The sequence below is a fragment of the Pontibacter vulgaris genome (genome assembly GCF_022758145.1).
Lineage (GTDB): Bacteria > Bacteroidota > Bacteroidia > Cytophagales > Hymenobacteraceae > Pontibacter > Pontibacter vulgaris.
On sequence record NZ_JAJVDH010000008.1, the window covers coordinates 81,769 to 104,476 of the forward strand.

The following is a 22,708-nucleotide window of genomic DNA, read 5'->3' on the forward strand; positions in this document are numbered from 1 at the left end:
ATAAAGAAAGGCCCCGACATTACTGCCGGAGCCTTTTATACTTTGCAGATAAGCGGGCTTACACTGTTACTTTCTTATAAAGCTGTGCTACTTTTTCAGCTACATAATCCACCTCCTCGGCGGTGTTATACTTGCTGAAAGAGAAGCGAACAGAACCTCGATCTGGATCAGCGTTAATAGCGCGCAGCACATGCGAACCGGCATTGGCGCCACTGCTGCAAGCGCTTCCGCCTGATGCTGAAATTTTGTTTATATCAAGGCTGAACAACAGCATCTCATTTATTTCGGATGGCGGCAGGCTTACATTTAATACTGTATACAAACTCTTATCACCAAACTCAGACATACCGTTAAAGCTGACATCTTCGAGTTGTTCTCTTAATTTAAAGATCAGGCGGTCTTTCAGCATCTGAATGTGTTGCTGATGCTCAGCCATGTCGCGGTAAGCAATTTCAAGGGCTTTGGCCAGGCCAATAATACCATACACGTTTTCTGTACCGCCACGCATGTTACGCTCCTGGGCTCCGCCATGTATAAGTGGCTGTACTTTCAGGCTGGCATCGGTGTATAAAAAACCTACGCCTTTAGGTCCATGAAATTTATGCGCAGAGCCAACTATAAAATTTGCGCCCAGTGTTTGCAGATCATGCTTATAATGCCCCATTGTCTGAACAGTATCAGAATGGAAGATCGCATTATACTTCTTGCAAAGCGCACCGATTGCCTCGATATCGTTCAGGTTACCGAGCTCGTTGTTTGCATGCATTACCGACACAAACGTTTGAGGTTGCGATGCCAGCATTTCTTCCAGGTGCTCCAGATCCAGCACGCCGCGGTCATCGTGTCGGATAAAACTTAGTTCAAGCTCATCGCTTTTTGCCAAAGATTCCAATGTATGCAACACAGCATGGTGCTCCAGTTGTGAAGAAATGGCATGTTTGATGTTCAGACTGCGGATAGTACAGACAATAGCTGAGTTATCAGCCTCGGTACCTCCCGAAGTAAAGAAAACTTCAGCTGGTGATGTGTTGAGCAGGTGCGCTACCGTTTTACGTGCATTCTCTATAGCTGCCCTTACTTCGCGCCCATGCGAATGAATGGATGAAGGGTTGCCAAAATGTTCCAGCATAAAGGGAGCCATAGCATCAAAAACCTCTTTATCAAGTGGAGTGGTGGCAGCATTATCTAAATATACACGCATGGGGCAAGTTTACTTTTTAATATTCTATACTTAATGAACCGCTAATCTATAAAAAAAAGTTGCGCCAAGGGTAAGAGGTGTTTCTCTTTTTCCCTTGGCGCAACCTGTTACGCCTTATAATTTGCTATGTGCTTACAGCAACACATTAGGCTTTAACCGAAATTATTTCCTTGATATCGGCTATGATCTTATTAGCCAGGTGGTCGGCAGTGGCATTGCTGTCAGACTCGGCATAAATACGGATGATAGGTTCTGTATTTGATTTGCGCAGGTGCACCCACTCTTTACCAAACTCGATCTTAACACCATCTACTTTATTTATAGGCTGCTTGGCATAACGCTGCTGCATTTGCACCAGCACTTCGTCCACGTTTACATCCGGCGTAAGCTCAATTTTATTTTTTGAGATAAAGTAATTAGGGTATGATGCCCGCAAACGCGAAATGCTCATATCTGATTTAGCCAGGTGTGTCAGGAACAGGGCAATGCCAACCAACGCGTCACGACCGTAGTGTAGTTCAGGGTAAATTATACCTCCGTTACCTTCGCCACCAATTACAGCGTTATTAGCTTTCATCATGTTCACCACGTTAACTTCGCCCACTGCAGCAGCATAATAATTACCACCGGCTTTTTCGGTTACATCGCGCAGCGCCCTTGTTGAGGAGAGGTTAGAAACTGTATTACCTACCGTGTTCTTTAACACATAATCAGCTACAGCTACCAAAGTATACTCTTCGCCAAACATGCTGCCATCCTCGTTTATCAGCGCCAGGCGGTCTACATCCGGGTCTACAACTATACCCAGGTCAAACTTACCTTTTTCTATCAGTTTAGATATCTCGCGCAGGTTTTCTGGCAACGGCTCCGGGTTATGCGGAAAATTACCATCCGGCTCGCAGTATAGTTTTTCTATTTCAGAAACACCCAGTGCTTCCAGTAACATCGGCACAGCAAAACCGCCACTTGAGTTAACACAGTCAATAGCAATTCTGAAGTTTTTTGCTTTAATGGCTGCCACATCTACCAAAGGCAAATCAAGTATAGCCTGGATATGATCTTTAAGCTCAGTGTTGCTTTGCTCATACCAGCCCAGGTCATTTACCTGCGCAAAGTCAAAAGCTTCTTTCTCGGCCAGTTCCAGCACCAGTTTACCGTTCTCTTCCGATATAAATTCGCCTGTGCTGTTTAACAGCTTCAGCGCATTCCATTGCTTGGGGTTATGGCTGGCTGTAAGTATAATACCACCACCGGCCTTGCGTGCAGGCACTGCCATTTCTACAGTTGGCGTGGTAGATAAGCCCAGGTCTATCACATTTATACCCAGCCCTTGCAGCGTAGCGCATACCAGCTTGTTTACCATGTCGCCGGAGATACGTGCATCACGGCCAACTACTATGGTGTTGTTATTTGTAGTCTGCAACACCCAGGTACCAAAAGCAGCGGAAAACTTAACAACATCCAAAGGGGTAAGTGCCTCACCTGCCTGTCCGCCTATTGTACCTCTGATTCCTGAAATTGATTTTATTAAAGCCACTTGAAGTATATGTTTACGATCACAAAAGTAGTAATTATAGTTCTACATTCAGAAGTATAAAGTTGTTAAAACTTTAACAGTATGCATAAACCTGATTCCTGCTTTATACTTAACATACTAAAGAAGACCAAACTATGCCGGGTGCACCTAATAGCAGCTTTAAAACGACCTGACAGGATTTTAGTATATTTGCCCTTATGGAGAATACACATTTTGAAGATAGCCCGCGAGGCAGACAACTGCAAGCCTTTAACAGATTATTGGATGTTATGGAAGAGCTGCGCGAAAAATGCCCTTGGGACCGTAAGCAAACTATAGCCAGTCTCCGCCACCTTACCATTGAAGAAACCTACGAACTTTCGGATGCCATCTTACGTGAGGATATGCCGGAGATCAAGAAAGAACTGGGCGACATTATGCTTCACATGGTGTTTTATGCCAAGATAGCGTCAGAGCAGAAGGCCTTTGACATAGCAGATGTTCTGAATACACTTTGCGAGAAACTGATATTCAGGCACCCACATATTTACGGCGATACCAAGGCCGACACCGAAGAAGAGGTAAAGAAAAACTGGGAGCAACTTAAACTTAAAGAAGGTAATAAATCAGTATTAGGCGGAGTCCCGGCCTCATTGCCAGCTTTAGTAAAGGCAATGCGTATACAGGAGAAAGCTAGGGGCGCCGGGTTCGATTGGGACGATAAATCGCAGGTATGGCAGAAAGTACAGGAGGAGCTGGAAGAATTTGAAGCAGAATTTAACGTACAGGATACCGCAACTATAAATAAAGAAAAAGCAACCGGTGAGTTTGGAGACCTCTTGTTTTCGTTAATAAACTTTGCACGCTTTATAGATATAAACCCGGAAGAAGCGCTTGAAAAAACTAACCTGAAATTCATCCAGCGATTCCGCTTTATAGAGACTGCAGCAGCCAAAGATGGCAAACAGTTAAAGGACATGAGCTTGGAAGAAATGGATTTTTACTGGAATAAGGCGAAAAAAATGTAAGCTAGCATACATTTTAAATCTACACCTATTATATTTAAAGCACTTTTTTCACTAAAATCAAGTATAATACTCAAAAGGCAGCTCCTTCTGGCTAATTATATTTTAGAAGAAACGTAAGTATAAACAGTATTGTGGTTATGCCACCATGTAGTGAAATTTTATAATACTGAATAACCAGCAATTTAAAATTTCATTAATGCAGTAACATGATAAGGCAATAAGGTAACAGCTCTGGCCACAACTTTGAAAAGAATACTATAATTTTTACATTTGTAATGGTGTTATTGTTGCCACACGGAATTTAACTATAAAAAACGATTACGGGCCTTTCCTGATATTGGGAGAATGCCAGATGTAAAATATTAAAGTCTTCAATTGTTTGAATACTCAGGAAAAAGCAGAAATTGCAAAACCTTTAGAGAACTAAAAACGAAACAATTACATTTTTATATTACACAACAAAATAATTACAACACAAACAGCTAAACTTTAAACTTTAAGAAAATGGAAAAAAAGACTGCAGTAGTAAGCAAGGATGCTAATGTAGATGCAAAGAGCAGCACAGCAGGCTCTATATTTGCGAGTATCGTAATTCCGCTGTCTATCATTGCTTGCGTACTTATCTATATGTTTGTACTGGGCAACCCTGCTAACTTCGAAGGTGGAGACAACGCTAATCACCCACTGCCAGGTAACTACTTGGGTATAGTTTATAAAGGTGGTTGGGTAGTTCCTATCCTGATGGCACTAGTACTGATGGTATTTATCTTCGCTATCGAGCGTGTAATGACTATCAGCAAAGCAAAAGGTACTAAGAGCGTTCCTGCGTTTGTTCGCACAATCTCTAGCAAATTAGGTCAGCGCGACCTGAACGGTGCTCTTGCTGCTTGCGATTCACAAAAAGGTTCTGTAGCAAACGTAGTTAAAGCTGGTTTGCTTAAGTACAGAGAAATGCAGAACGAGCCTGAGCTTTTAAAAGCTGAGAAAGTTGCTGCTATCCAGAAAGAAATCGAAGAAGCAACTGCACTGGAGCTTCCAATGCTTGAGAAAAACCTAGTAGTTCTTTCTACTATCGCTTCTATCTCAACGCTTACTGGTTTGATTGGTACTGTACTTGGTATGATCAAGGCCTTCGCCGCTCTTGCAGCAGCAGGTACTCCGGATGCAACAGCTCTTTCTAACGGTATCTCTGAAGCCTTGATCAACACAGCGATCGGTATTACTGGTTCTGCTCTTGCGATCATTGCTTACAACTACTTCACAAGCAAAATTGATGAGTTGACTTACAGCATCGACGAAGCTGGTTTCAGCATCATCTCTAACTTTGCTTCTCAGCACGAGACAACTGGTGCTCCGATCAGACAACACACTGTATAATCATCTTAACCAAAAGAAATGCCTAAAGTAAAAGTAAAAAGAACCCACCCCTCATTGGACATGACGCCAATGGTGGACTTGGCTTTCTTGCTAGTTACTTTCTTTATGCTGACTACAAAGTTTGCTCCGGAAGAAGCTGTTATCGTAGATACGCCTTCTTCTGTTTCGGAGATCAAACTGCCCGACTCAAACGTTATCACGCTTAGTGTTGACGGCGAAAACCGGGTATTCTTTGGTATAGATGGTCAGCAGACAAAGGAAGCCCTGCTTGGCAAAATAAGCGAAAAGTACGGTGTCAACTTTACCCCGGAAGAGACCAAAACATTCTCTCTGATGACCAACTTCGGCGTACCGGTAAACCAGCTTAAGTCTTACTTAGCAATGGAAACTCCGGAGCGTAAGAAAGTTAATCAGCCAGGTATACCGGTAGATTCAGCTCGTAATGAACTGAAAGACTGGATACTGGAGACACGTAAACTAAACCAGAAAGTGATTATCGCTATCAAAGGTGATGTTAACGTGAACTATGAAACGGTTCAGAAGGTGGTAAAAACGCTGCAAGACCAGAAAGTAAACAGGTTTAACCTGGTTACAGATATGGAAACCAGACCGGCTAAACTTTAATAGAAAGGACATAATACAATGGCAGAAGTACAACAGCAGGCCGACTCCGGTAAAGGAGGAAAGAAACGTGCCAAGAAAATGTCGACTAAGATCGACATGACGCCAATGGTAGACCTTGCCTTCCTTCTATTAACGTTCTTCATGCTTACTACTACGTTCAGCAAGCCACAGACCATGGAAATTAACATGCCTGTTAAGCCTGAGAACGAAGAGGAACAAATGCCTCTTAAAGCTAGTAATGCCTTGACGATCATCATGGGGGAAAACGACAAGTTGTTTTATTATTACGGTCTTGGAGATCCGGCTGATAACCCAGAAGTTATTGAGTCAGACTACTCAGCTAATGGCATCAGAAAAGTTCTGATCTCGCCAAAAGTGAGAGGCAACGATAAGATGACAGTTCTGATCAAACCAATGGAGAAGTCGCGCTACAAAAACGTAGTTGATATTCTGGATGAGATGAAAATCACGGACACCAAAAAGTTTGCCTTAGTTGACATAACTGAGAACGACAAAAAATTGGTAAGCACAAAATTAGGACAATAGAATATGGAATCTAGTAAGTTAGCAAACGCATCGCTTGATGATATCGTCTTTGCCGGACGAAACAAAGCATACGGCGCCTACCTACTACGCAAACTGTACAACAGTCATATTACTAAAGCCGCTATAATCGCTTCATTATTATTTTTCTTCTTCATCAGTATTCCACTGATTAAGAAAATGATTGAAGGCGACGAAGAGGTTGAAACAATTGACAGAGTTGTGACAGAAGTAGAACTGGCCCAACCACCTCCAATAGATGAGGCAACGCCGCCACCGCCGCCGCCGCCACCTGATCTTCCGCCACCGCCGCCGCCAGTACGTGCAACGGTTAAGTTTACACCTCCGGTTGTAAAGCGTGACGAAGAAGTAAGAGAAGAGGAAGAAATTCCGGATCAGGAGAAATTAGCAGAAATAGACGCCGGTACTAAAACAGTAGAAGGTGACCCTAATGCTAAAGTTGATCTTGGTGATATTGATGGTACCAGCGATGTAGTTGCTGAAGTTGTAGAGGAGAAGCCTTACACGTATGTTGAGCAAATGCCGTCTTTCCCTGGTGGAGACAGTGAAATGCTTAAGTACCTGGGCAAAAACATCCGATACCCAGCAGCCGCGCAACGTGCCGGTGTAGAAGGTCTGGTAGTTCTTTCTTTCGTAGTTAGCAAAACAGGTGAGATTTCTGAAATTCAGGTAATCAAAAACCTTGGTTCTGGTACCGACGAAGAAGCAGTACGTGTTGTGAAAACAATGCCGAAGTGGACTCCAGGTAAGCAGAACGGCAGAACAGTACCAGTTCGCTACACACTTCCAGTACGATTTACAATTAAGTAAGCTTATAAAGCTCAACAAAAAGGCCCTGCAGCAACAGGGCCTTTTTTATTTAAAAATAAATTATGCTGCATGCATACTATTATTAATAATTACGTATATTAACAATACTTAATATTTATAACCAATCACAAACAAAAAACAGATAACAATGCCGGATTAATATTTTACTAACCATAAACCCCAAAGCTTATGAAAGAGAGCAGCGATTTACTCAACATGGTCTTTAACAACATTGTGTTTCAAGGCCGAAACAAAGCGTACGGAGCCTATTACCTGCGCCGGAAGTATAGTAAAAATCTACTGTTAGCTGCCCTACTGGCAACAGCAACTTTTTCAGCAGCTTTGGTAATACCGCTAGTAAAAGCAAGGCTTGCCCCTACACCACCAACCGACAAAGACTATACTACTGTTTTTGAACTGGTAGAACCGGTGATTCTACCACCGCCACCGCAAAGAGAAATAAAACCTCTTACAGAAACAGCAGCACCTACTTCTCCAAAAACAGAAACCAAAACATTTGTTGAGCAGAAAATTGTGCCCGATAACAGCCCTGATAAAGAAAAAATACAACAGGACAACAGTGCTTTTCAAGGTGTAAATACGGCAGCAGCGACACAAGCAGGAACCGGAGAAAACCCTTCAATTGCATTAGCCGAAGGCCCACCAACAGGAATAGAAAACACAACGACAGCAGAAGAGCCTACAACACTTGACTGGGCAGAGGAAATGCCATCTTTCGGAAAAAGCGAGAAAGAGTTAAGTTTATACTTATCCAGAAACCTTCGCTACCCGCATGTAGCGCAACAGGAAAAAATAGAAGGGCTGGTAGTAGTAACGTTTATAGTTGCGCCATCAGGAGATATCACCGAAGCTAAAGTAATAAAGAGCCTGGGCTATGGTACAGACGAAGAAGCACTACGTGTAATAAACAAAATGCCGGACTGGAACCCGGGTAAACAAAACGGAAAAGCTGTACCCGTAAGATTTACATTACCAATCAGGTTTAGCCTGCAACGTTAAAGTATAAGTTAAAGTATAAAGCAGGAGCACATAAAGGATCAATTATGGCTCCTGCTTTCATTTTTGGGTTAAGTAGCTTATTTTTAAAAAATCAAAATACGTAGTATAAGTATAAGCTACCTGCCAAATGATAAGACCCAGAAAAGAAAGGCCAGATGTGTCTTCAACATTCAATAAATTCGTGCGCTATTTTAGCATGATCATGACACTGGTTTATGTAGGCGCTGGGCTCTTCATTATATTCGCTAATGAACAGCAAATGAACCTGGATATGCCGGATACTGCCAAAAATATTCTTGGTGGAACATTGATTTTATATGGAATTGTTAGATTTGTAAGAACATATCAACAACACAAGCAACAAAAACATGGCAGGTTTGAAGATTAACAGATTAAACTACTTACTGGCAGCAAGTATGGCCTGGCTGGTAATGTCATGTAACCAGTCTGGTAAAGTTGACAACACACCTACCTCTGGCGAATTAAAAATTGGTGTTGACGAATCTTTTGAACCTATTTTAGAAAGTCAGGTAAATACTTTTGAAGGTATATATAAGTACGCATCAATAACGCCATCGTATAAAGCAGAAGGTGCTATTGTAAAAGATTTACTTAACGACAGCATTAGAATTGCAGTACTATCAAGAGAGCTGAGTGCTGACGAAAAAGCTGTATTTGAAAAGCAAAAGAAAATTCCGCGGGTTACGAAAATTGCTGTTGATGCAATAGCACTCATAGTTAACAACAATAACCCGGATACGCTGCTGACAATGGAACAAGTGAAATCGTTATTCAGCGGTAAGGTAAACAACTGGAACAAGCTTAATTCAAAAAACCCGTTACAGAATGTTACTATAGTTTTTGACAATAACAGTTCCAGCACAGCTCGCTTTGTAAAAGACTCCTTACTGAATAAAGTACCATTGCCGGCGAATACTTTCGCAGCCAATTCAAATAAAGCGCTGATAGATTACGTTGCTAAAAATAATAATGCCATAGGTGTAATCGGTGTAAACTGGATAAGCGACCAGGATGACTCGACAGCAGTAGGTTTCCTGAAAAAAGTAAAAGTTGTTGGCATAAGCTCAGACCCTGCCCCACTTACTACAGAAAGCTATTATCAGCCATACCAGGCGTATATTGCACAGGCTGTATACCCATTAAGACGTAACTTATACATTATCAATACAGAAGGCCGCGCAGGACTTGGCACAGGTTTTGTAGCTTTTGTAGCCGGAGACCAAGGACAACGTATAATTCTTAAGTCGGGATTAGTACCTGCCACAATGCCAGTACGTATAGTAGGCTTACGTTAGTCCCTAACTCTAAATAAAACTATTACAAACTAAAAACTAAACTTTAATTAAAATGACGAATAACTGGAAGTACATCCTGCTGATGGCGACAGCATTCCCTACTGCAGCAGCATTTGCACAGACAGGAGGAGATGCAGGTCGCAGAGCCGTAGATTTAGAGCGATATCAGGAGGCTAAAACATACTATAAGTCTCAGCTTGGTGCAAAAAAAGCAGATAACGCATACTTTGCATTGGGCGATGTATATCTTAGAACAGAAAAACCAGACTCAGCAGCTATATACTTTAACCAGGGTTTAGCTAAAAATTCTAAGTCTGCTATAAACATGGTAGGCCTTGGTAAAATTGCTTTAGAAAAAGGCAATAAGGCAGAGGCTGAGAACCAGTTTGGCAAAGCTTTAAAAGCCAGCAAGAAGAAAGATCCTTATGTATTGGCTATGATTGCAGAAGCCTATGTAGAAGATGAAGCTTCAACTGAGCAAGACCTGAACAAAGCTGTTGGTTACTTACAAGAAGCTGTAAAGCGTGACAAAAATAACGCTATGGCTTATGTAGTATTGGGTGATGCCTATTTGAAGCTTAAAAATGGTGGCGAAGCAATGACTGCTTATGACAGAGCTACTCAGATAGATGCTAAGTATACAAAAGCTCACTTACGCAGAGGTCAGCTTTATACCAGCTCACGTAACTATAACGAGGCTGAAGAAGCTTACAAAAAAGCAATTGAATTAGATCCGCAGTATGCTCCGGCTTACCGCGACCTGGGCGAGCTTTACTACTTTGCAGGCCAGTATGACAGAGCTTTATCTACATTTAAGCAATATGTGGACATGGCTGAGAAAACGCCTGAAACACGCGCAAAGTATGCTTCGTTCCTGTTCCTGACTAAAGACTATAAAGGTACATTAGCAGAAGTTCAGGAAGTACTTAAAACTGATCCTAACAACACCACTATGAATCGCCTTCAGGCATATTCATACCTGGAGTTAGGACAGCCTGAGCAAGCTATGCAAGCCATGGAAACTTACCTGTCTAAAGTTGATAAGAACAAACTTATCTCCAGCGACTATGAGTACTATGGCAGAATCTTAGCTAAAAACGGTAAAACAGCGCAAGCAATCGAGAACCTGAATAAGGCAATTGAATTACAGCCTGACAAGCCGGAACTGTACTACGAGTTGGCTAACATGTATGCCAGCAACAAGCAGTTTGACAAGGCAATAGAAGTTTATAGCAAGAAACAGGAAAAACTTGGCGTAGCTAATACAGACTTCTATTACTTAGGTAATGCTTACATGATGGCTGGTAACTATCAGAAAGCTGATGAAACATACAGCCAGATAACTACCAAGAACCCTACGTATGCTTACGGTCACTTATGGAGAGCGCGCGCGCAGGCTAACTTAGACCCTGAAACTACTAAAGGCCTTGCTAAACCTCATTACGAGGAGTTTATTAAGCTGACAGGTGGTGAAAAGGACAAGTATAAGAAAGACCTGATTGAAGCTAACTCTTACCTGGGTTACTTCTACTACCTGAAAGGTGATAGAGAAAATGCTGTGAAGCACTGGACAGAAGTTAAAACTTTAGACCCAGCAAACGAGCAAGCAAATACAGCTTTAGCCGAAATCAACAAATCTGCTAAGCCAAAAAAGAAGAAGTAATTCTTAAGTATAAAAACAAAAAGGCCGGTTCTGATAGAACCGGCCTTTTTGTTTTTATACTTAAGATAATAAACTTTTATTAAGCCTGAAAAAGTATAACCTTAAAGCCTCGCCTTATCGGCATTTTAACTAATTATACTTTATTACTCTTCATATAATTCCCATTTCTCCAGAACGCTCCTGAAATCTTCTGGCAGATTAGAGTTGAACTGTAGGAATTCTTTTGTTTCAGGATGTATAAAACCTAACGATTTAGCGTGCAATGCTTGCCGGGGCATTATTTTGAATGCATTTTCAACAAACGATTTATAGGTACCATTAGGAACGCCCTGCAGTATTTTATCGCCTCCGTATGTTGCATCTGAAAATAACGGGTGCCCGATATACTTCATATGCGCACGTATCTGGTGCGTTCTGCCAGTCTCCAGGTTGCATTGTACCAGGCTAACGTATTTAAACTTCCTGAGCACCTTGTAATGCGTTACAGCATGCTTCCCGTAATCGCCCTCTGGATACACAGTCATTACTTTGCGGTCTTTGGGGCTACGGCCAACATGCCCAACTATAGTTCCGGCATCCTGTTTAGGCACACCCCAAACTAAAGCGTAATAGGTTCGCTCTATACTATGGTCATAAAACTGCTTTGCCAGGTACGCCATACTATACTCGGTTTTAGCAATTACTAGTAAGCCAGAGGTATCCTTATCAATACGATGTATTAAACCTGGCCTGCCCTCGCCGTTGCGGGTGGTAGGTAAGTTCTGCAGGTGGTATGTGAGGGCATTTACTAAAGTACCTGTCCAATTGTTATAGGCAGGATGCACCACCATGCCGGCAGCTTTATTTACAAGCAGCAGCTCGTTATCCTCGTAAAGTATATTAAGTGGAATATTTTCAGGTACAATATCGGTGTCGCGAGGGGGCTCAGCCAGCGTAATCGTAATCACGTCCAGCGGTTTTACCTTGTAGCTTACCTTTACTGGTTTCTCATTCACCTGCACCGATTCTGACCTAATGGCACTCTGCAACTTATTACGCGTTACATTAGGCAAGCGGTCCATCAAAAACTTATCTACGCGAAGTAAAGCCTGCCCCTTGTCTACTACAATGCGGTGGTGCTCATATAATTCGTCCGAATCTTCAGCAGTTTCTTGTTCCTCGTAATCTATCACTGTTAATTAAGCTGGTAATGGTATGGCAAAAAAGAAAGCCGAAGTTTAACACATCGGCTTTCAAACTATAAAATCAAGATTTTACTTAGTTCTTCTTCTTTGTGTTCTTTGAAGACTTAGTAGTTGTTGTAGTTTTAGCTGGAGCAGTTGCTGCTGGTTTAACAGCTGCTGGCTGCTGAGTGTTAACCTTAGTTGGGTCAACACCTAATTTCTTAAGTACAAGCGGAGAGATATCCCCATCCTCAGGACCTGCTAATAAAGCCTGGTTGCTGATAACATAAGTATAGCCGTTCTCTTTTGCTACTTCTTTGATTGCCTTATCAATTTTAGTGATAACCGGATCAACCAAAGACTTCTCTTTCTGCTGTAAAGAAACCTGAGCACTACGCTGGAACTCCTGGATAGAGTTGTTCAGGTTCATCAGTTCTTTCTCTTTATCCTCACGTACTACTTTATCCATAGTTGCAGCACCCTTTTCGTAAGCCTGCATTTTAGCTTCGTAATCAGAGTATTTGTTCTTTAACTGATTCTCAAGCTGTGTGCTATGATCTTTAAGCTGAGACTCGATCTGCTTGCTTTCTGGCATCTGAAGCAGGATATATTCTACGTTAGTATAACCGATTTTAATTGGCTTATCGCTTGTCTGAGCAAAAGAGGCGAAGCTGATCAATAAGAACGCTACAACTAAAGTTTTAATTTTGTTCATGGTTGGGTTGATTAATTAATATAGTAGTTAGTTATTAGACTTCTTTTTAGGCGCAGGCTTTGTCTTCTGCGTTTTAGTTTGCTTTTCCGGTTGCTTTTGCTGTTCGTTTTCAGCATCCGTGTCATTAGTTTCCGGCAGGTTTTCAGGGCTATCTACAGCGCCGGCTGCTGGTTTGGCTGCAGGTGCATTTTGTTTATCAGATGCAAGCCCTAATTCTTCCAGCACATACTCTGTATAATCGTGTACCGGGTTTGTATAAATCATTACCAGATCTCCGGATTTATCAAATACGATCTGAAGCTGTTTGGCCTTGGCTACTTTCTCAACCGCAGTAAAAACTTCATCCTGTATTGGCCTGATCAACTCCTGGCGGCGTTTAAACATGGTACCTTCGTAACCAAATATCTTGCGCTGGTAATCCCGTACTTCTGTTTCTTTTTTAGCAATGTCAGCCTGCCGTTTTTGTTTCATCTCCTCGGTCAGCAGCACCTCTTCCGCTTTATACTCTTGCTTGAGTTTTTCCACGTTCTGGTGCATGCCTTCGATATCTTTCTGCCAGGCTTCGGCTTGCTTATCCAGTTCCTGCTGCACTTTATTATAAGCAGGCATCTTGCTCAAAATAAAATTTGAGTCAATATAGCCAAACTTCTGTGCTTGCGAAACATAGGAAAGTAAAAACCCTGCTAAAAAGATGAACAAAAACTTCTTCATACAAATTCCTTCTTGTTAGCGTAACTGCTGTCCGATAATGAAGTGGAACTGTCCACGTTTCATATCCGGCTGGCCAGGCACATCATCCAGTCTCCAACCATAGTCGAAGCCAAGTAGGCCAAAGGCAGCCATAAAGATACGAGCACCCACACCTACTGAGCGGTACAGCTTAAACGGATTGTAACGATCATACGAACCAAAGTTGTTACCAGCCTCTAAAAACGCCAGACCATAAATGGTAGCTGCCGGGTTCGGAGATATAAGCTGACGCGCCTCCAGTACAAATTTGTTATACGCAATACCGCCAGCAGACTGTAACGTAAGGTCATCGTTATTCACAACGCTCTCATCATCATAACCACGCAAGCCAATGTATTCTGTACCAACAAATATGTTACCACCACCTAAGCCAGCGCCACCTAATCTGAATCGCTCAAAAGGACCTATACTTGTTTCAGAGCTATACTTGCCCAGAAAACCAAAGTGTGCTCTTGTATTCAACACCAAATTCCCTGCCAAGTTTATAAAATACGATGCATCGAACATCCATTTGTTAAATTCTACAAACTCATAGTTGTTACGTTGCTCTGTAAACAGTGAATAAGGTGGTGTAAGGTTAAGACTTAGCGAGATAGAAGAACCACGACGTGGGAATGTTGGCTGATCTATACTTACACGCGATATTGTATTAACAAACGATATACTGTTAGATGTTCCGTTATCAAACTCGCCAAAAAGTCTGAAGTTATTCAGGTTATAACGGTTATAAGATAGCGAGTGGCTCATATGGAAGTAGTTATCCGGCCAGTTTAAACGGCGGCCTAAGCTAACAGAACCACCATCTACATTTAACCTGCTATCTACGTCAGAGTTAGGGTCGCGGCGTACTGTTTTAAATATACTTACAGTTAACGAGTTCGGATTACGGCCTCCCAACCATGGCTCTGTAAACGACAATGAGTAAGACTGATAGTATTTACCGTTTGCCTGCACATTCAATGACAAGCGCTGGCCATCGCCACTCGGAATAGGCCGCCACTCTGATAGCTTAGTAATTTTACGGGTAGAGAAGTTATTAAGCGTTAAACCTACAGTACCTACAGCACCGATCGGGCCACCCCAACCACCGGATAAACTAATCTGGTCGTTCGGTCGCTCTACTACGCTATAGTTAATATCAACTGTACCTTCCGCCGGGTTTGGAATCGGGTTAAGCCCTATAGTTTCAGGGTCAAAATAACCAAGTGCAGCCAATTCATTTCTTGATCTGATCAGGTCGTCGCGGCTATACTTCTGGCCAGGCAGCGTACGTACTTCGCGAAGAATTACGTGGTCACTGGTTTTTGTATTGCCACTTACAGTTACCTTATTTATAGTTGCCTGCGGGCCTTCAGTCATGCGCATTTCTATGTCAATAGAATCGCCATCAACGTTCACTTCTACAGGATCGATGTTGAAGAAAAGGTAACCGTCATTCTGGTAAAGCGCTGAAACGTCTATACCTGTCGGGTTATAGTTTAGTCGCTTATCCAGTTCTTCTTTGTTGTATACATCGCCCTTGCTGATACCTAAAACTCTTGACAGGTATGCGTCATCGTACAGGTAATTGCCATTCCAGGTAATGTTGCGGTAATAATAGCGCTGGCCTTCATCTAGTTTTATCTGAATGCCTAAACGGTCTTCGCTGATCTTGTAAACTGAGTCAGAAACGATGGTTGCGTCACGGTAACCTTCTTTGTTATAAAAGGCTATCAGCTTTTCTTTATCCGCTTCGTACTCGTTCTTCTGATATTTAGAGGAAGTGAAAAACTTGTAGATGCGCTTCTCCTTCGTCTTCTTCATCTGTTTTGCCAGCTTAGCTTCTTTAAAAGCCTCGTTGCCAACAAAATCAATTTCTGCTATTTTAACTTTATCGCCTTTATCAATAGCAATGTTTAATACCACACTGTTAGGAAGCAAAGAATCGGGCTTCTGTGTAATGGTGGTTTTTACATTCAGGTAGCTCTTTTCCAGGTAATAATTGCGGATAACATTACGTGTGCTGTTTAGCACAGCATCTGTAACCACCTTGCCCCTTATCAGGTTTATTTTTTCGCGCAGGGCATCCTGCTGCGTTTTGTTTATACCTGAGAAAGTAAAACGGGAAAGACGCGGGCGCTCTTTCAAATTAAAATCAAGGAAAATCTGGTTACCTTCGATTTTAGTAATGTATACTTCCACATCGCCAAGTATACCTTGGTCCCATAGTTTCTGTATAGCACGGCTTAAATCTTCGCCAGGCACTGTAATTTCATCACCCACTTTCAGGCCGGTTACAGAAACCAGCGCATTAGGATCCAGGAAATTGGCACCGCTTACAGTAATACCACCAATGCGATATTGTTTCGGCTGTGAATAATCGATGGGGCTAGTCTGTGTAGGGGTTTTTAACACTTGAGACGAAGCTGTGCCTGTGATTAGCAGAAACACAAGCACCCAGATGCATCTTGTCATTAATATTTTCACTTGATTAGTTGTTCACTGGTCTTGCCGAAGCGACGCTCGCGGCTCTGATAAGCTAATATTGCTTTGTAAAGATGCTCTTTTCTGAAGTCAGGCCAAAGCAAATCGGTAATATATAGTTCGGTATAAGCCATTTGCCACAACAAGAAATTACTAATGCGCTGCTCCCCGCTTGTTCTGATAAGGAGTTCAGGGTCTGGCATGCCGGCTGTAGCAAGATATTGCGCTATGGTAGATTCCTCTATTTCACCTGCAGTAAGATTACCCTGTTCTACTTCAAGCGCCATTTTCTTAACGGCTTGCGTAATATCCCAGCGGCCGCTGTAGCTAAGTGCTAATACCAGCGTCATCCGGGTATTATTTTTAGTGATATCCATTGCCTCACGCAACTCCTTTTGGCAAGAAGAGGGCAAACTGGCTGTATCTCCTATAGTTAGCAACCGGATATTATTCTTGTTTAGCGTAGATGTCTCTTTTCTGATAGAAGAAACCAAAAGCTGCATCAATGCGGTTACCTCTCCGGCAGGCCTCGACCAGTTCTCGGTAGAAAATGCATACAGTGTCAGGTAATCAACTCCGAGTTCAGCAGCTGCCTCAACTGTTTCACGTACTGCAGTAATGGCACTCTTGTGACCAAAAATGCGTAGTCCGCCCCTCTGTTTTGCCCATCGCCCGTTGCCGTCCATAATAACGGCAATGTGCTTAGGTAAATTGTCTAAATCAACTTGCTCCCTAAGATTCATTTAATCGCAATTTCCTTGCAAGTTACAAAAAGCAAGACAAATTTGTGAAATTTATACATGCTAATCCAGAATTCCTGGTGTGCGCTTATAAGGAGCAGGGCAATTGATTCTATAGAAAGTATAAGACAGGCTGATGCCATTGTAGAAATACCAGTCTTTGTCGTATGGGTTGGCGATTCGCTTATCTTGCTTTGCCAGGTTGTCGAGGCGGTCGTTAAAGAGTTTACGAGCTCCGAACTCCAGTCCAAGATTCCAGTACTTGTTTAGGGCATATTTCACACCCACACCTACCGGTACTGCAAACGTAAGCCGTGTTCTGAAGGGCTCGTTCACATCTTCATACTCTGGGTTAGCAATAGTAGTCTTAATGTTATAGAGCAACCCTGCTACCCCTGCAAAAAAATACGGAGATACGCGTGGCTTCTGCTTCAGGTCGTAATAATCAAGAAAATTGTACTCCATTACAGCAGATAGCTCCGCCAGGCTCAGGCGCATTTCAGCCTGACGATGATTGGGGAGCGGCAGATCATAAGATTCGTCGCTGATGGTATTGTCATCAAAAATACGGTGGCTGAGCATAACACCTCCACGCAAGGTGATAGGTGCCGAGATATCGCGCCTGTAGAAGGCTGTGATGGCAGGCTGGTTATTTAAAAACCTGTAGTTAGGCGCTAATTCGCCTTTGTAATTTGCGCCACCTATACCAACACCAACTTCGCTGGTGGTAACAGAGTTTTGCGCAAATGCAGAAGTGCCAAAAAAAGCACTCCCTATTTGCAGCATTGAACAAATAAGGAGTGCCTGTTTAATCGTATGTAACGTCATGTATTCAAAGCGGAGTTTAGGAGAACAACGAATAGTTGCCTGTTGTATTATCTAAACTTCGGGCTTCTGATTCGTGGTGCAAGAATATAATTTACTGATAAACCAGATACGATATACCAATCTTTATCTGAATTGTTGCCTCGGATATCACCTTTTTCACCATAGTATGGCACGCTGCTATATGGAGTGCCACTAGGATCAGGGCGGGTAGCAAAACCACTTTCTGCACTTCTATCAGCTAATATAGCTGCTGCTTTAGGGTTACTTCCACCTCCAGCAAGTATTTCAGCTTTCGAAGCATGGTCTGTACTTACATCATCCAGGTAGTCTGTAAATGTTTTTCTCCAGCCCACTTCAAAGCTCATATCCCAGTTTCTGTCCAGCCTGTATCTTACACCTAAGCCAAAAGGTATGGAAACCTGTAAGCGCTTATAAGGTGTTGGATAACCTTCGCCATTAGCATACTGCCCTTCGGTGCCAAGTGGTTGCAATTCATACCAGCCCGTTGGGATATCCTGGTTGCCGGAAAGGCCGGGGTGCGAACCTCTTTCGTAGTATGCTTTAGGGTTATGATGAAAAACAGCAAGACCCACAAAACCATATGGTACAAAATCCGGACGACGGCGATAGAAACTACGGTTCTCGAATAAGTCGATGATTGCAACGCCGCTTAATTCCACTATATCGTTTCTGAAGGACAGGTTTCTTTTGAAACGGCCTACGTTTTCGCCCTCATTCTCAGAGGCACTTTTCATGTCATCACCTGTTATGCGGCCCCAGTTAAGGCTGGCGCGGCCAGACACACGCGGATAGAAACGATAAGTATAGCTTAATCCTACATTGGGGCGCGTAGACTTAAATCGTAAGCTGGTAAAATCAGGCTCCGGCACTATATCACCGAAGTAGTTCATGGCATTAAGGCTTACCCCAATTGAGCCATATCGCTTACGTTTAGTAAATCGCTGTGCATCTGCATCAATAGCAGTTACCAATACAACGGCAATAAGCAGCAGAAAAAGGGTACTTAATTTTTTCATAAAATGTGATATCTTTTTTGTGGTAATTCCTCAAAACAAAATACTTCTCCCCTACTTAACCGTTACAAAAATAAAGATAAATAACTATCATAAAAACAATATGATATATTTAATATTATTTAGCGAAGAAGATTATTCCTTTTGTCTAGTCCCCAGTTAAGTTTGCTACGAAGAGTCGATAAAAAATCAACATGATGTAGCTTTACAAGTCGAGCCACAAAATCCTCCCGCCGCACGGAAAGTTGTACAGTCATATCAACAGGCACCGACCGTGAATCGAGAGAAGCCAGGAAGCTGCTGCTGCGCCCCTCTACTTCAAAAGAGATCACACTACTATCCGGCACGATCATAGGTCGTACGTTCAGGTTATGCGGGCATACGGGTGAAATAATGAAATTGTTGGTTTTAGGCAGCACTAATGGGCCACCGCAGCTTAATGAGTAGCCAGTAGATCCGGTAGGAGTGGCTACAACAAGCCCGTCAGCCCAATAGGAGTTTAGGTATTCACCATCTATATACGTGTGCACCACCAACATGGCTGATGTATCGCGCTTCTGAATGCTAAACTCATTTAAGCCAAAATTAATACCATCAAAAACATCCTGGTTAGCATCTACTCTGATCAGGCTACGCTCATCCAGCGTATATTCATTTTTATACAACGCATCAATAGCAGCATTTATGCTATCGTAAGGTATAGTTGCTAAAAATCCCAGGCGCCCGGTGTTAATTCCAAGTATAGGCAATTGGTCTGCTCCTACATAAGTTACTGTATCCAGCAAGGTTCCATCTCCGCCTATACTTAAAACCACATCTACACCAACTAAACTATCGCCCCTGCTAAAAATTGCTATATCAGAAGGTAGATTAATGGTGTTGCCCAAGTATAGTTTAAAATGCTCTACTACCAGAAGCTCTGCGCCGCGGCGTACCAGTTCATCAAAAAGCGCTTGTATAAATGGAGCTATGTTGTCTTCAAAAGGTTTTCCAAGTATAGCAATTTTCATAAGCCAATGTGTTAAAACGGGAATCTGCCGTTCAGGTAAAATCCTCTGTCGCCTTCGCGGTTAAGAGTATACTCCAGCCGCAGCACAATATCATAAAACGTTACAAAATGCAACCCAAACCCGCCACCGGCAAGCAAGCGGTTGGCTAATGGGTTTTCCTGATTGTATACTTTATCAGCTGCGTAGGCCGCATCGGTAAACGCATTCATGTATATTGCTATCGGTATACGGTTAAATTTAGGGTTCTTAATTTGCTTTACACGCATGCTTTCCAGCTTCAAAAGCTCATACGACACCCCTTGCTTAAACAATGCGTAATGCTGCCCGCCTACCACATAAAGCTCATAACCCCGCACCAATGCGCGATAACCTAATGCTATGTTATCAGCAAAGGCATGGCGTTTTGCAAGGCGAAGCTGGCCTTCGGCACCCACAGTATAATAAAATTTTTCCGATAATTTGCTGTAGTTAACATACTTTGCCCTCAAAGCTGTAAATGCACTGCCCGTTTGGTTAAGGAACAAAGTATGCGAAACAGCTGCCTCAAAATAGCTGCCTGTTAAGGGGTAAGCGAAGTTATTGCGCAAATTAATGGCCTTAAAAAGCTCTGCTCTCAGGTACTGCCGCTGCTCAATATTATCCCGGTAATAATCAGGGTTTAAATAAGCTACTGAGTCTGAAATTTTTTCCTGATGATACGATAAACGCAGGCCTTCTTGCCGCTCCACACTTTGCCGCCGTATTACCGCACCCGAAAAAGAAGTTCTATGGATTGGCAAACCATTTTGTTGTTCAAAAAAACGCTGTTTATTATTCCGGACAGTATAGTTTATAGTCCGGCTGCGATAATCTGCTACACCCAGATCTATACCTACTTTATGCGTGCGGCTAATGTATGGCACACGGTAACCAAGTTCAAGCCTTTTATTAAAGCCCTGTTGTAATCGCACACGCACTTCTTCGTTGCGCCCTCTGAAATTGCGCCTGACCAGGTTTATACCGTAATCAATTCTGCTGTAATCTTTCTTTTCGAGCCAGGCATTAAAATTCCGGTCGGCAAGTTCAAGTATAGGAATCGGGTAAAGGTACCAACGCTCCTGCATAGTGTATACTACAGCTACCCGCCCTTCCGTGCAAGTATAAGTATAGCTCACTTCATGAAATAAGCGAAGGTTTGAGATACGTTTTCGGTTTTGTTCCAGTACCTGCTCCAGGTCAGATGTGGCAATACTATCGCCAACTTTAAAAGTAAGTTCGGCAAGCAGCACCTGGTTTTTGGTAATATCGTTGCCATTCAGGCTAACGCTATCAATTACAGCAACCGAAACAGCACAGGGCATTGCATGCACCAAGCCAGTACAAAACAATGAAAGTATAAAAAACAGGAAGTAGCGCGGCTGCACCTGTCTGGCTAAATATCGAGGTACTTGAGCAACATGTCGAGTCGGTCGCGGCCGACATCATACTTGCTGCCATCGTTAAACTGAGCTGTAATGCGGTACTCAAAACGCTCCAGTGTAGCAATAATGCGGCTCAGATCGGTTGTATTGAGTTTTAGGGTAAGCTTAATACTGTAAGGGTCCAACTCATCCGGAGATACATAGGCACTCAGAATTTTGGTGTTCTCTTCTTCTATCAGGCGGCTGATGCGGCTGAGGGAATAATCGCGCTCCGGCATCGATAGCACCAGTATACTTCCCTGCCCTTGCAATGCCGACATTTGCCCGAAAGCCGCCAGCGTATCGTTAATCGTGATAATGCCCATGTACTCCTGCTCTTCATCCAGCACGGGTACTACCTGAATTTTATTTTTGATAGCAGCTTCCATCACATCATAAAAATGCTGGAAATGCATTACATGAACATCCTGAAACTCAAGCGGCACCTGCTCCAGGTTCTGGGAACGGTCATTCAGTTCTACCAGGTTACCCTCGGTGGCCAGCCCCATATACTTGCGGTTTTTTACCACAGGCAGCTCATTTACCCGAAACTCATCCATCCAACGCAAAGCCTTTTCTACGGTATCGTAGTACTTCAGCGGTGGAATCATTTGGTTAATGAGCTCTTCTGCTATCATGTGGCGGTGGTTGTTTGGGCTGTTTTTGTTAGATATTTATCTAAGATACTGTTAAACTTATCGGGATGTTCCATCATTGGCGCATGTCCGCACTTATCTATAAAATGGAGTTCGGAGTTTTCGATAAGCCTGTTAAACTCATGTGCTACTACAGGCGGTGTAATCGTATCATTCAGTCCCCATATTAACAACGTTGGCACCTTAATGTTAGTGACATCTTTGGCCATATTATGTCGTTGCGCAGATTTTGCAATTGCTACTATGCGCAGGCATTTAGCATTACTATTCGTAATGTTGAACACCTCGTCAATAAGTTCTTTTGTGGCCGTTTCCGGATCATAGAAAGTATACGCTACACGCTCTTTTACATAATCATAGTTACCACGCTTCGGGAACGAGCCACCCATCGAGTCTTCAAACAAGCCAGAGCTTCCGGTCAGTACCAGTCGCTTCACTTTTTTCGGATTGTCTAATGTATAAACCAAACCTACGTGGCCACCCAGCGAGTTACCCAGCAGCGTCATGTTATCCAGCTGCTTAAACTTCACAAAGTCTTCAATAAAAGATACAAGGCCAGGAACGCCGGCTTTGTGCAGCGCCATTTCGTAAATCGGCATCAGCGGAATAACCACACGATACTGCTTCGAGAAATGATCTACAACGCCATGCCAGTTGCTTAAAGCCCCAAAGAGCCCATGCAACAACAGCAATACTTCACCTTCGCCTTCATCAATGTATTGGAAATCGCCTTCTTGTCTGACCTGTAGATTCATGTTGTAAAGAAACTAATGTATACCCAACGTGTAAAA

22 protein-coding genes are annotated in these 22,708 nt (G+C 42.7%); 9 read left to right on the forward strand and 13 right to left on the reverse strand.

The annotated features are described in order from the left end of the window. Positions 1-58: 58 nt before the first annotated feature. Together LWP20_RS17455 and glmM are read right to left on the reverse strand one after the other, a co-directional pair. Positions 59-1,201, reverse strand: coding sequence for a cysteine desulfurase family protein (locus LWP20_RS17455; protein ID WP_242929467.1), 1,143 nt, complete (start codon positions 1,199-1,201; stop codon positions 59-61). Between the two features lie 145 nt (positions 1,202-1,346). Beyond that, positions 1,347-2,738 (reverse strand): phosphoglucosamine mutase, encoded by a 1,392-nt coding sequence (gene glmM / locus LWP20_RS17460; RefSeq protein ID WP_242929468.1) that lies wholly within the window; start codon positions 2,736-2,738, stop codon positions 1,347-1,349. Between the two features lie 197 nt (positions 2,739-2,935). Between glmM and mazG the strand changes: the two genes are divergently transcribed. The 9 genes from mazG (at position 2,936) to LWP20_RS17505 (ending at position 11,119) form a co-directional block, all read left to right on the forward strand. Then, positions 2,936-3,745, forward strand: coding sequence for a nucleoside triphosphate pyrophosphohydrolase (mazG, locus tag LWP20_RS17465; protein ID WP_242929469.1), 810 nt, complete (start codon positions 2,936-2,938; stop codon positions 3,743-3,745). 504 nt (positions 3,746-4,249) lie between these two features. Further along, positions 4,250-5,122 (forward strand): MotA/TolQ/ExbB proton channel family protein, encoded by an 873-nt coding sequence (locus LWP20_RS17470; RefSeq protein ID WP_242929470.1) that lies wholly within the window; start codon positions 4,250-4,252, stop codon positions 5,120-5,122. Between the two features lie 18 nt (positions 5,123-5,140). Beyond that, entirely contained in the window at positions 5,141-5,746 is a 606-nt protein-coding gene (locus LWP20_RS17475) for an ExbD/TolR family protein (protein WP_242929471.1), read from the forward strand. Positions 5,747-5,824: 78 nt separating this feature from the next. Continuing rightward, positions 5,825-6,292 carry an ExbD/TolR family protein gene (locus LWP20_RS17480; RefSeq protein ID WP_367615756.1) on the forward strand — a complete coding sequence of 156 codons (468 nt, stop codon included), beginning with the start codon at positions 5,825-5,827 and terminating at the stop codon, positions 6,290-6,292. Positions 6,293-6,295: 3 nt separating this feature from the next. Next, positions 6,296-7,120, forward strand: coding sequence for an energy transducer TonB (locus LWP20_RS17485; protein WP_242929473.1), 825 nt, complete (start codon positions 6,296-6,298; stop codon positions 7,118-7,120). A gap of 189 nt (positions 7,121-7,309) precedes the next feature. Beyond that, the gene (locus tag LWP20_RS17490; RefSeq protein ID WP_242929474.1) at positions 7,310-8,140 is read left to right on the forward strand and encodes an energy transducer TonB; all 831 of its coding nucleotides are present in this window, start codon (positions 7,310-7,312) and stop codon (positions 8,138-8,140) included. 196 nt (positions 8,141-8,336) lie between these two features. Beyond that, positions 8,337-8,528, forward strand: coding sequence for a hypothetical protein (locus LWP20_RS17495; protein ID WP_242929475.1), 192 nt, complete (start codon positions 8,337-8,339; stop codon positions 8,526-8,528). After that, positions 8,509-9,456 carry a PstS family phosphate ABC transporter substrate-binding protein gene (locus LWP20_RS17500; RefSeq protein WP_242929476.1) on the forward strand — a complete coding sequence of 316 codons (948 nt, stop codon included), beginning with the start codon at positions 8,509-8,511 and terminating at the stop codon, positions 9,454-9,456. The genes LWP20_RS17495 and LWP20_RS17500 overlap by 20 nt, the downstream gene beginning before the upstream one ends. 52 nt (positions 9,457-9,508) lie before the next feature. Then, positions 9,509-11,119, forward strand: a complete 1,611-nt coding sequence (locus tag LWP20_RS17505) for a tetratricopeptide repeat protein (RefSeq protein ID WP_242929477.1) — start codon at positions 9,509-9,511, stop codon at positions 11,117-11,119. A gap of 143 nt (positions 11,120-11,262) precedes the next feature. On the opposite strand, the gene LWP20_RS17510 is transcribed toward LWP20_RS17505, so the two are convergent. From LWP20_RS17510 to LWP20_RS17560, 11 genes are all read right to left on the reverse strand, one after another. After that, positions 11,263-12,291: an RluA family pseudouridine synthase gene (locus LWP20_RS17510; RefSeq protein WP_242929478.1), complete on the reverse strand. Its 1,029-nt coding sequence runs from the start codon at positions 12,289-12,291 to the stop codon at positions 11,263-11,265. Between the two features lie 85 nt (positions 12,292-12,376). Next, positions 12,377-12,997 carry an OmpH/Skp family outer membrane protein gene (locus LWP20_RS17515; RefSeq protein WP_242929479.1) on the reverse strand — a complete coding sequence of 207 codons (621 nt, stop codon included), beginning with the start codon at positions 12,995-12,997 and terminating at the stop codon, positions 12,377-12,379. 27 nt (positions 12,998-13,024) lie between these two features. After that, complete coding sequence (locus tag LWP20_RS17520; protein WP_262914634.1) at positions 13,025-13,708, reverse strand: OmpH/Skp family outer membrane protein; 684 nt, start codon at positions 13,706-13,708, stop codon at positions 13,025-13,027. Positions 13,709-13,723: 15 nt separating this feature from the next. Next, positions 13,724-16,201 (reverse strand): outer membrane protein assembly factor BamA, encoded by a 2,478-nt coding sequence (gene bamA / locus LWP20_RS17525; RefSeq protein ID WP_242929480.1) that lies wholly within the window; start codon positions 16,199-16,201, stop codon positions 13,724-13,726. 8 nt (positions 16,202-16,209) lie between these two features. Then, on the reverse strand, positions 16,210-16,953 hold the full coding sequence (uppS, locus tag LWP20_RS17530; RefSeq protein WP_242929481.1) for an undecaprenyl pyrophosphate synthase: 744 nt from the start codon (positions 16,951-16,953) through the stop codon (positions 16,210-16,212). A gap of 60 nt (positions 16,954-17,013) precedes the next feature. Then, positions 17,014-17,778, reverse strand: coding sequence for a type IX secretion system protein PorG (porG, locus tag LWP20_RS17535; RefSeq protein WP_242929482.1), 765 nt, complete (start codon positions 17,776-17,778; stop codon positions 17,014-17,016). A gap of 47 nt (positions 17,779-17,825) precedes the next feature. Continuing rightward, a complete protein-coding gene (locus LWP20_RS17540; RefSeq protein ID WP_242929483.1) occupies positions 17,826-18,815 on the reverse strand; it encodes a DUF6089 family protein in 990 nt (329 codons plus the stop codon). A 119-nt stretch (positions 18,816-18,934) separates the two neighbouring features. Further along, positions 18,935-19,822, reverse strand: coding sequence for an NAD kinase (locus tag LWP20_RS17545; RefSeq protein ID WP_242929484.1), 888 nt, complete (start codon positions 19,820-19,822; stop codon positions 18,935-18,937). An 11-nt stretch (positions 19,823-19,833) separates the two neighbouring features. Beyond that, positions 19,834-21,225: a BamA/TamA family outer membrane protein gene (locus LWP20_RS17550; RefSeq protein ID WP_242929485.1), complete on the reverse strand. Its 1,392-nt coding sequence runs from the start codon at positions 21,223-21,225 to the stop codon at positions 19,834-19,836. Between the two features lie 8 nt (positions 21,226-21,233). Then, positions 21,234-21,899 (reverse strand): CBS domain-containing protein, encoded by a 666-nt coding sequence (locus tag LWP20_RS17555; protein ID WP_242929486.1) that lies wholly within the window; start codon positions 21,897-21,899, stop codon positions 21,234-21,236. Continuing rightward, positions 21,896-22,672 carry an alpha/beta fold hydrolase gene (locus LWP20_RS17560; protein ID WP_242929487.1) on the reverse strand — a complete coding sequence of 259 codons (777 nt, stop codon included), beginning with the start codon at positions 22,670-22,672 and terminating at the stop codon, positions 21,896-21,898. The genes LWP20_RS17555 and LWP20_RS17560 overlap by 4 nt, the downstream gene beginning before the upstream one ends. Positions 22,673-22,708 lie beyond the last annotated feature (36 nt).

Bases quoted from the DNA above. Each gene is read 5' to 3' on its own strand.
- LWP20_RS17455 (WP_242929467.1), bottom strand. From the start codon at position 1,201: ATGCGTGTATATTTAGATAATGCTGCCACCACTCCACTTGATAAAGAG.
- mazG (WP_242929469.1), top strand. From the start codon at position 2,936: ATGGAGAATACACATTTTGAAGATAGCCCGCGAGGCAGACAACTGCAA.
- LWP20_RS17470 (WP_242929470.1), top strand. From the start codon at position 4,250: ATGGAAAAAAAGACTGCAGTAGTAAGCAAGGATGCTAATGTAGATGCA.
- LWP20_RS17475 (WP_242929471.1), top strand. From the start codon at position 5,141: ATGCCTAAAGTAAAAGTAAAAAGAACCCACCCCTCATTGGACATGACG.
- LWP20_RS17480 (WP_367615756.1), top strand. From the start codon at position 5,825: ATGTCGACTAAGATCGACATGACGCCAATGGTAGACCTTGCCTTCCTT.
- LWP20_RS17485 (WP_242929473.1), top strand. From the start codon at position 6,296: ATGGAATCTAGTAAGTTAGCAAACGCATCGCTTGATGATATCGTCTTT.
- LWP20_RS17490 (WP_242929474.1), top strand. From the start codon at position 7,310: ATGAAAGAGAGCAGCGATTTACTCAACATGGTCTTTAACAACATTGTG.
- LWP20_RS17495 (WP_242929475.1), top strand. From the start codon at position 8,337: ATGATCATGACACTGGTTTATGTAGGCGCTGGGCTCTTCATTATATTC.
- LWP20_RS17500 (WP_242929476.1), top strand. From the start codon at position 8,509: ATGGCAGGTTTGAAGATTAACAGATTAAACTACTTACTGGCAGCAAGT.
- LWP20_RS17505 (WP_242929477.1), top strand. From the start codon at position 9,509: ATGACGAATAACTGGAAGTACATCCTGCTGATGGCGACAGCATTCCCT.
- LWP20_RS17515 (WP_242929479.1), bottom strand. From the start codon at position 12,997: ATGAACAAAATTAAAACTTTAGTTGTAGCGTTCTTATTGATCAGCTTC.
- LWP20_RS17520 (WP_262914634.1), bottom strand. From the start codon at position 13,708: ATGAAGAAGTTTTTGTTCATCTTTTTAGCAGGGTTTTTACTTTCCTAT.
- bamA (WP_242929480.1), bottom strand. From the start codon at position 16,201: ATGACAAGATGCATCTGGGTGCTTGTGTTTCTGCTAATCACAGGCACA.
- uppS (WP_242929481.1), bottom strand. From the start codon at position 16,953: ATGAATCTTAGGGAGCAAGTTGATTTAGACAATTTACCTAAGCACATT.
- porG (WP_242929482.1), bottom strand. From the start codon at position 17,778: ATGACGTTACATACGATTAAACAGGCACTCCTTATTTGTTCAATGCTG.
- LWP20_RS17540 (WP_242929483.1), bottom strand. From the start codon at position 18,815: ATGAAAAAATTAAGTACCCTTTTTCTGCTGCTTATTGCCGTTGTATTG.
- LWP20_RS17545 (WP_242929484.1), bottom strand. From the start codon at position 19,822: ATGAAAATTGCTATACTTGGAAAACCTTTTGAAGACAACATAGCTCCA.
- LWP20_RS17555 (WP_242929486.1), bottom strand. From the start codon at position 21,899: ATGATAGCAGAAGAGCTCATTAACCAAATGATTCCACCGCTGAAGTAC.
- LWP20_RS17560 (WP_242929487.1), bottom strand. From the start codon at position 22,672: ATGAATCTACAGGTCAGACAAGAAGGCGATTTCCAATACATTGATGAA.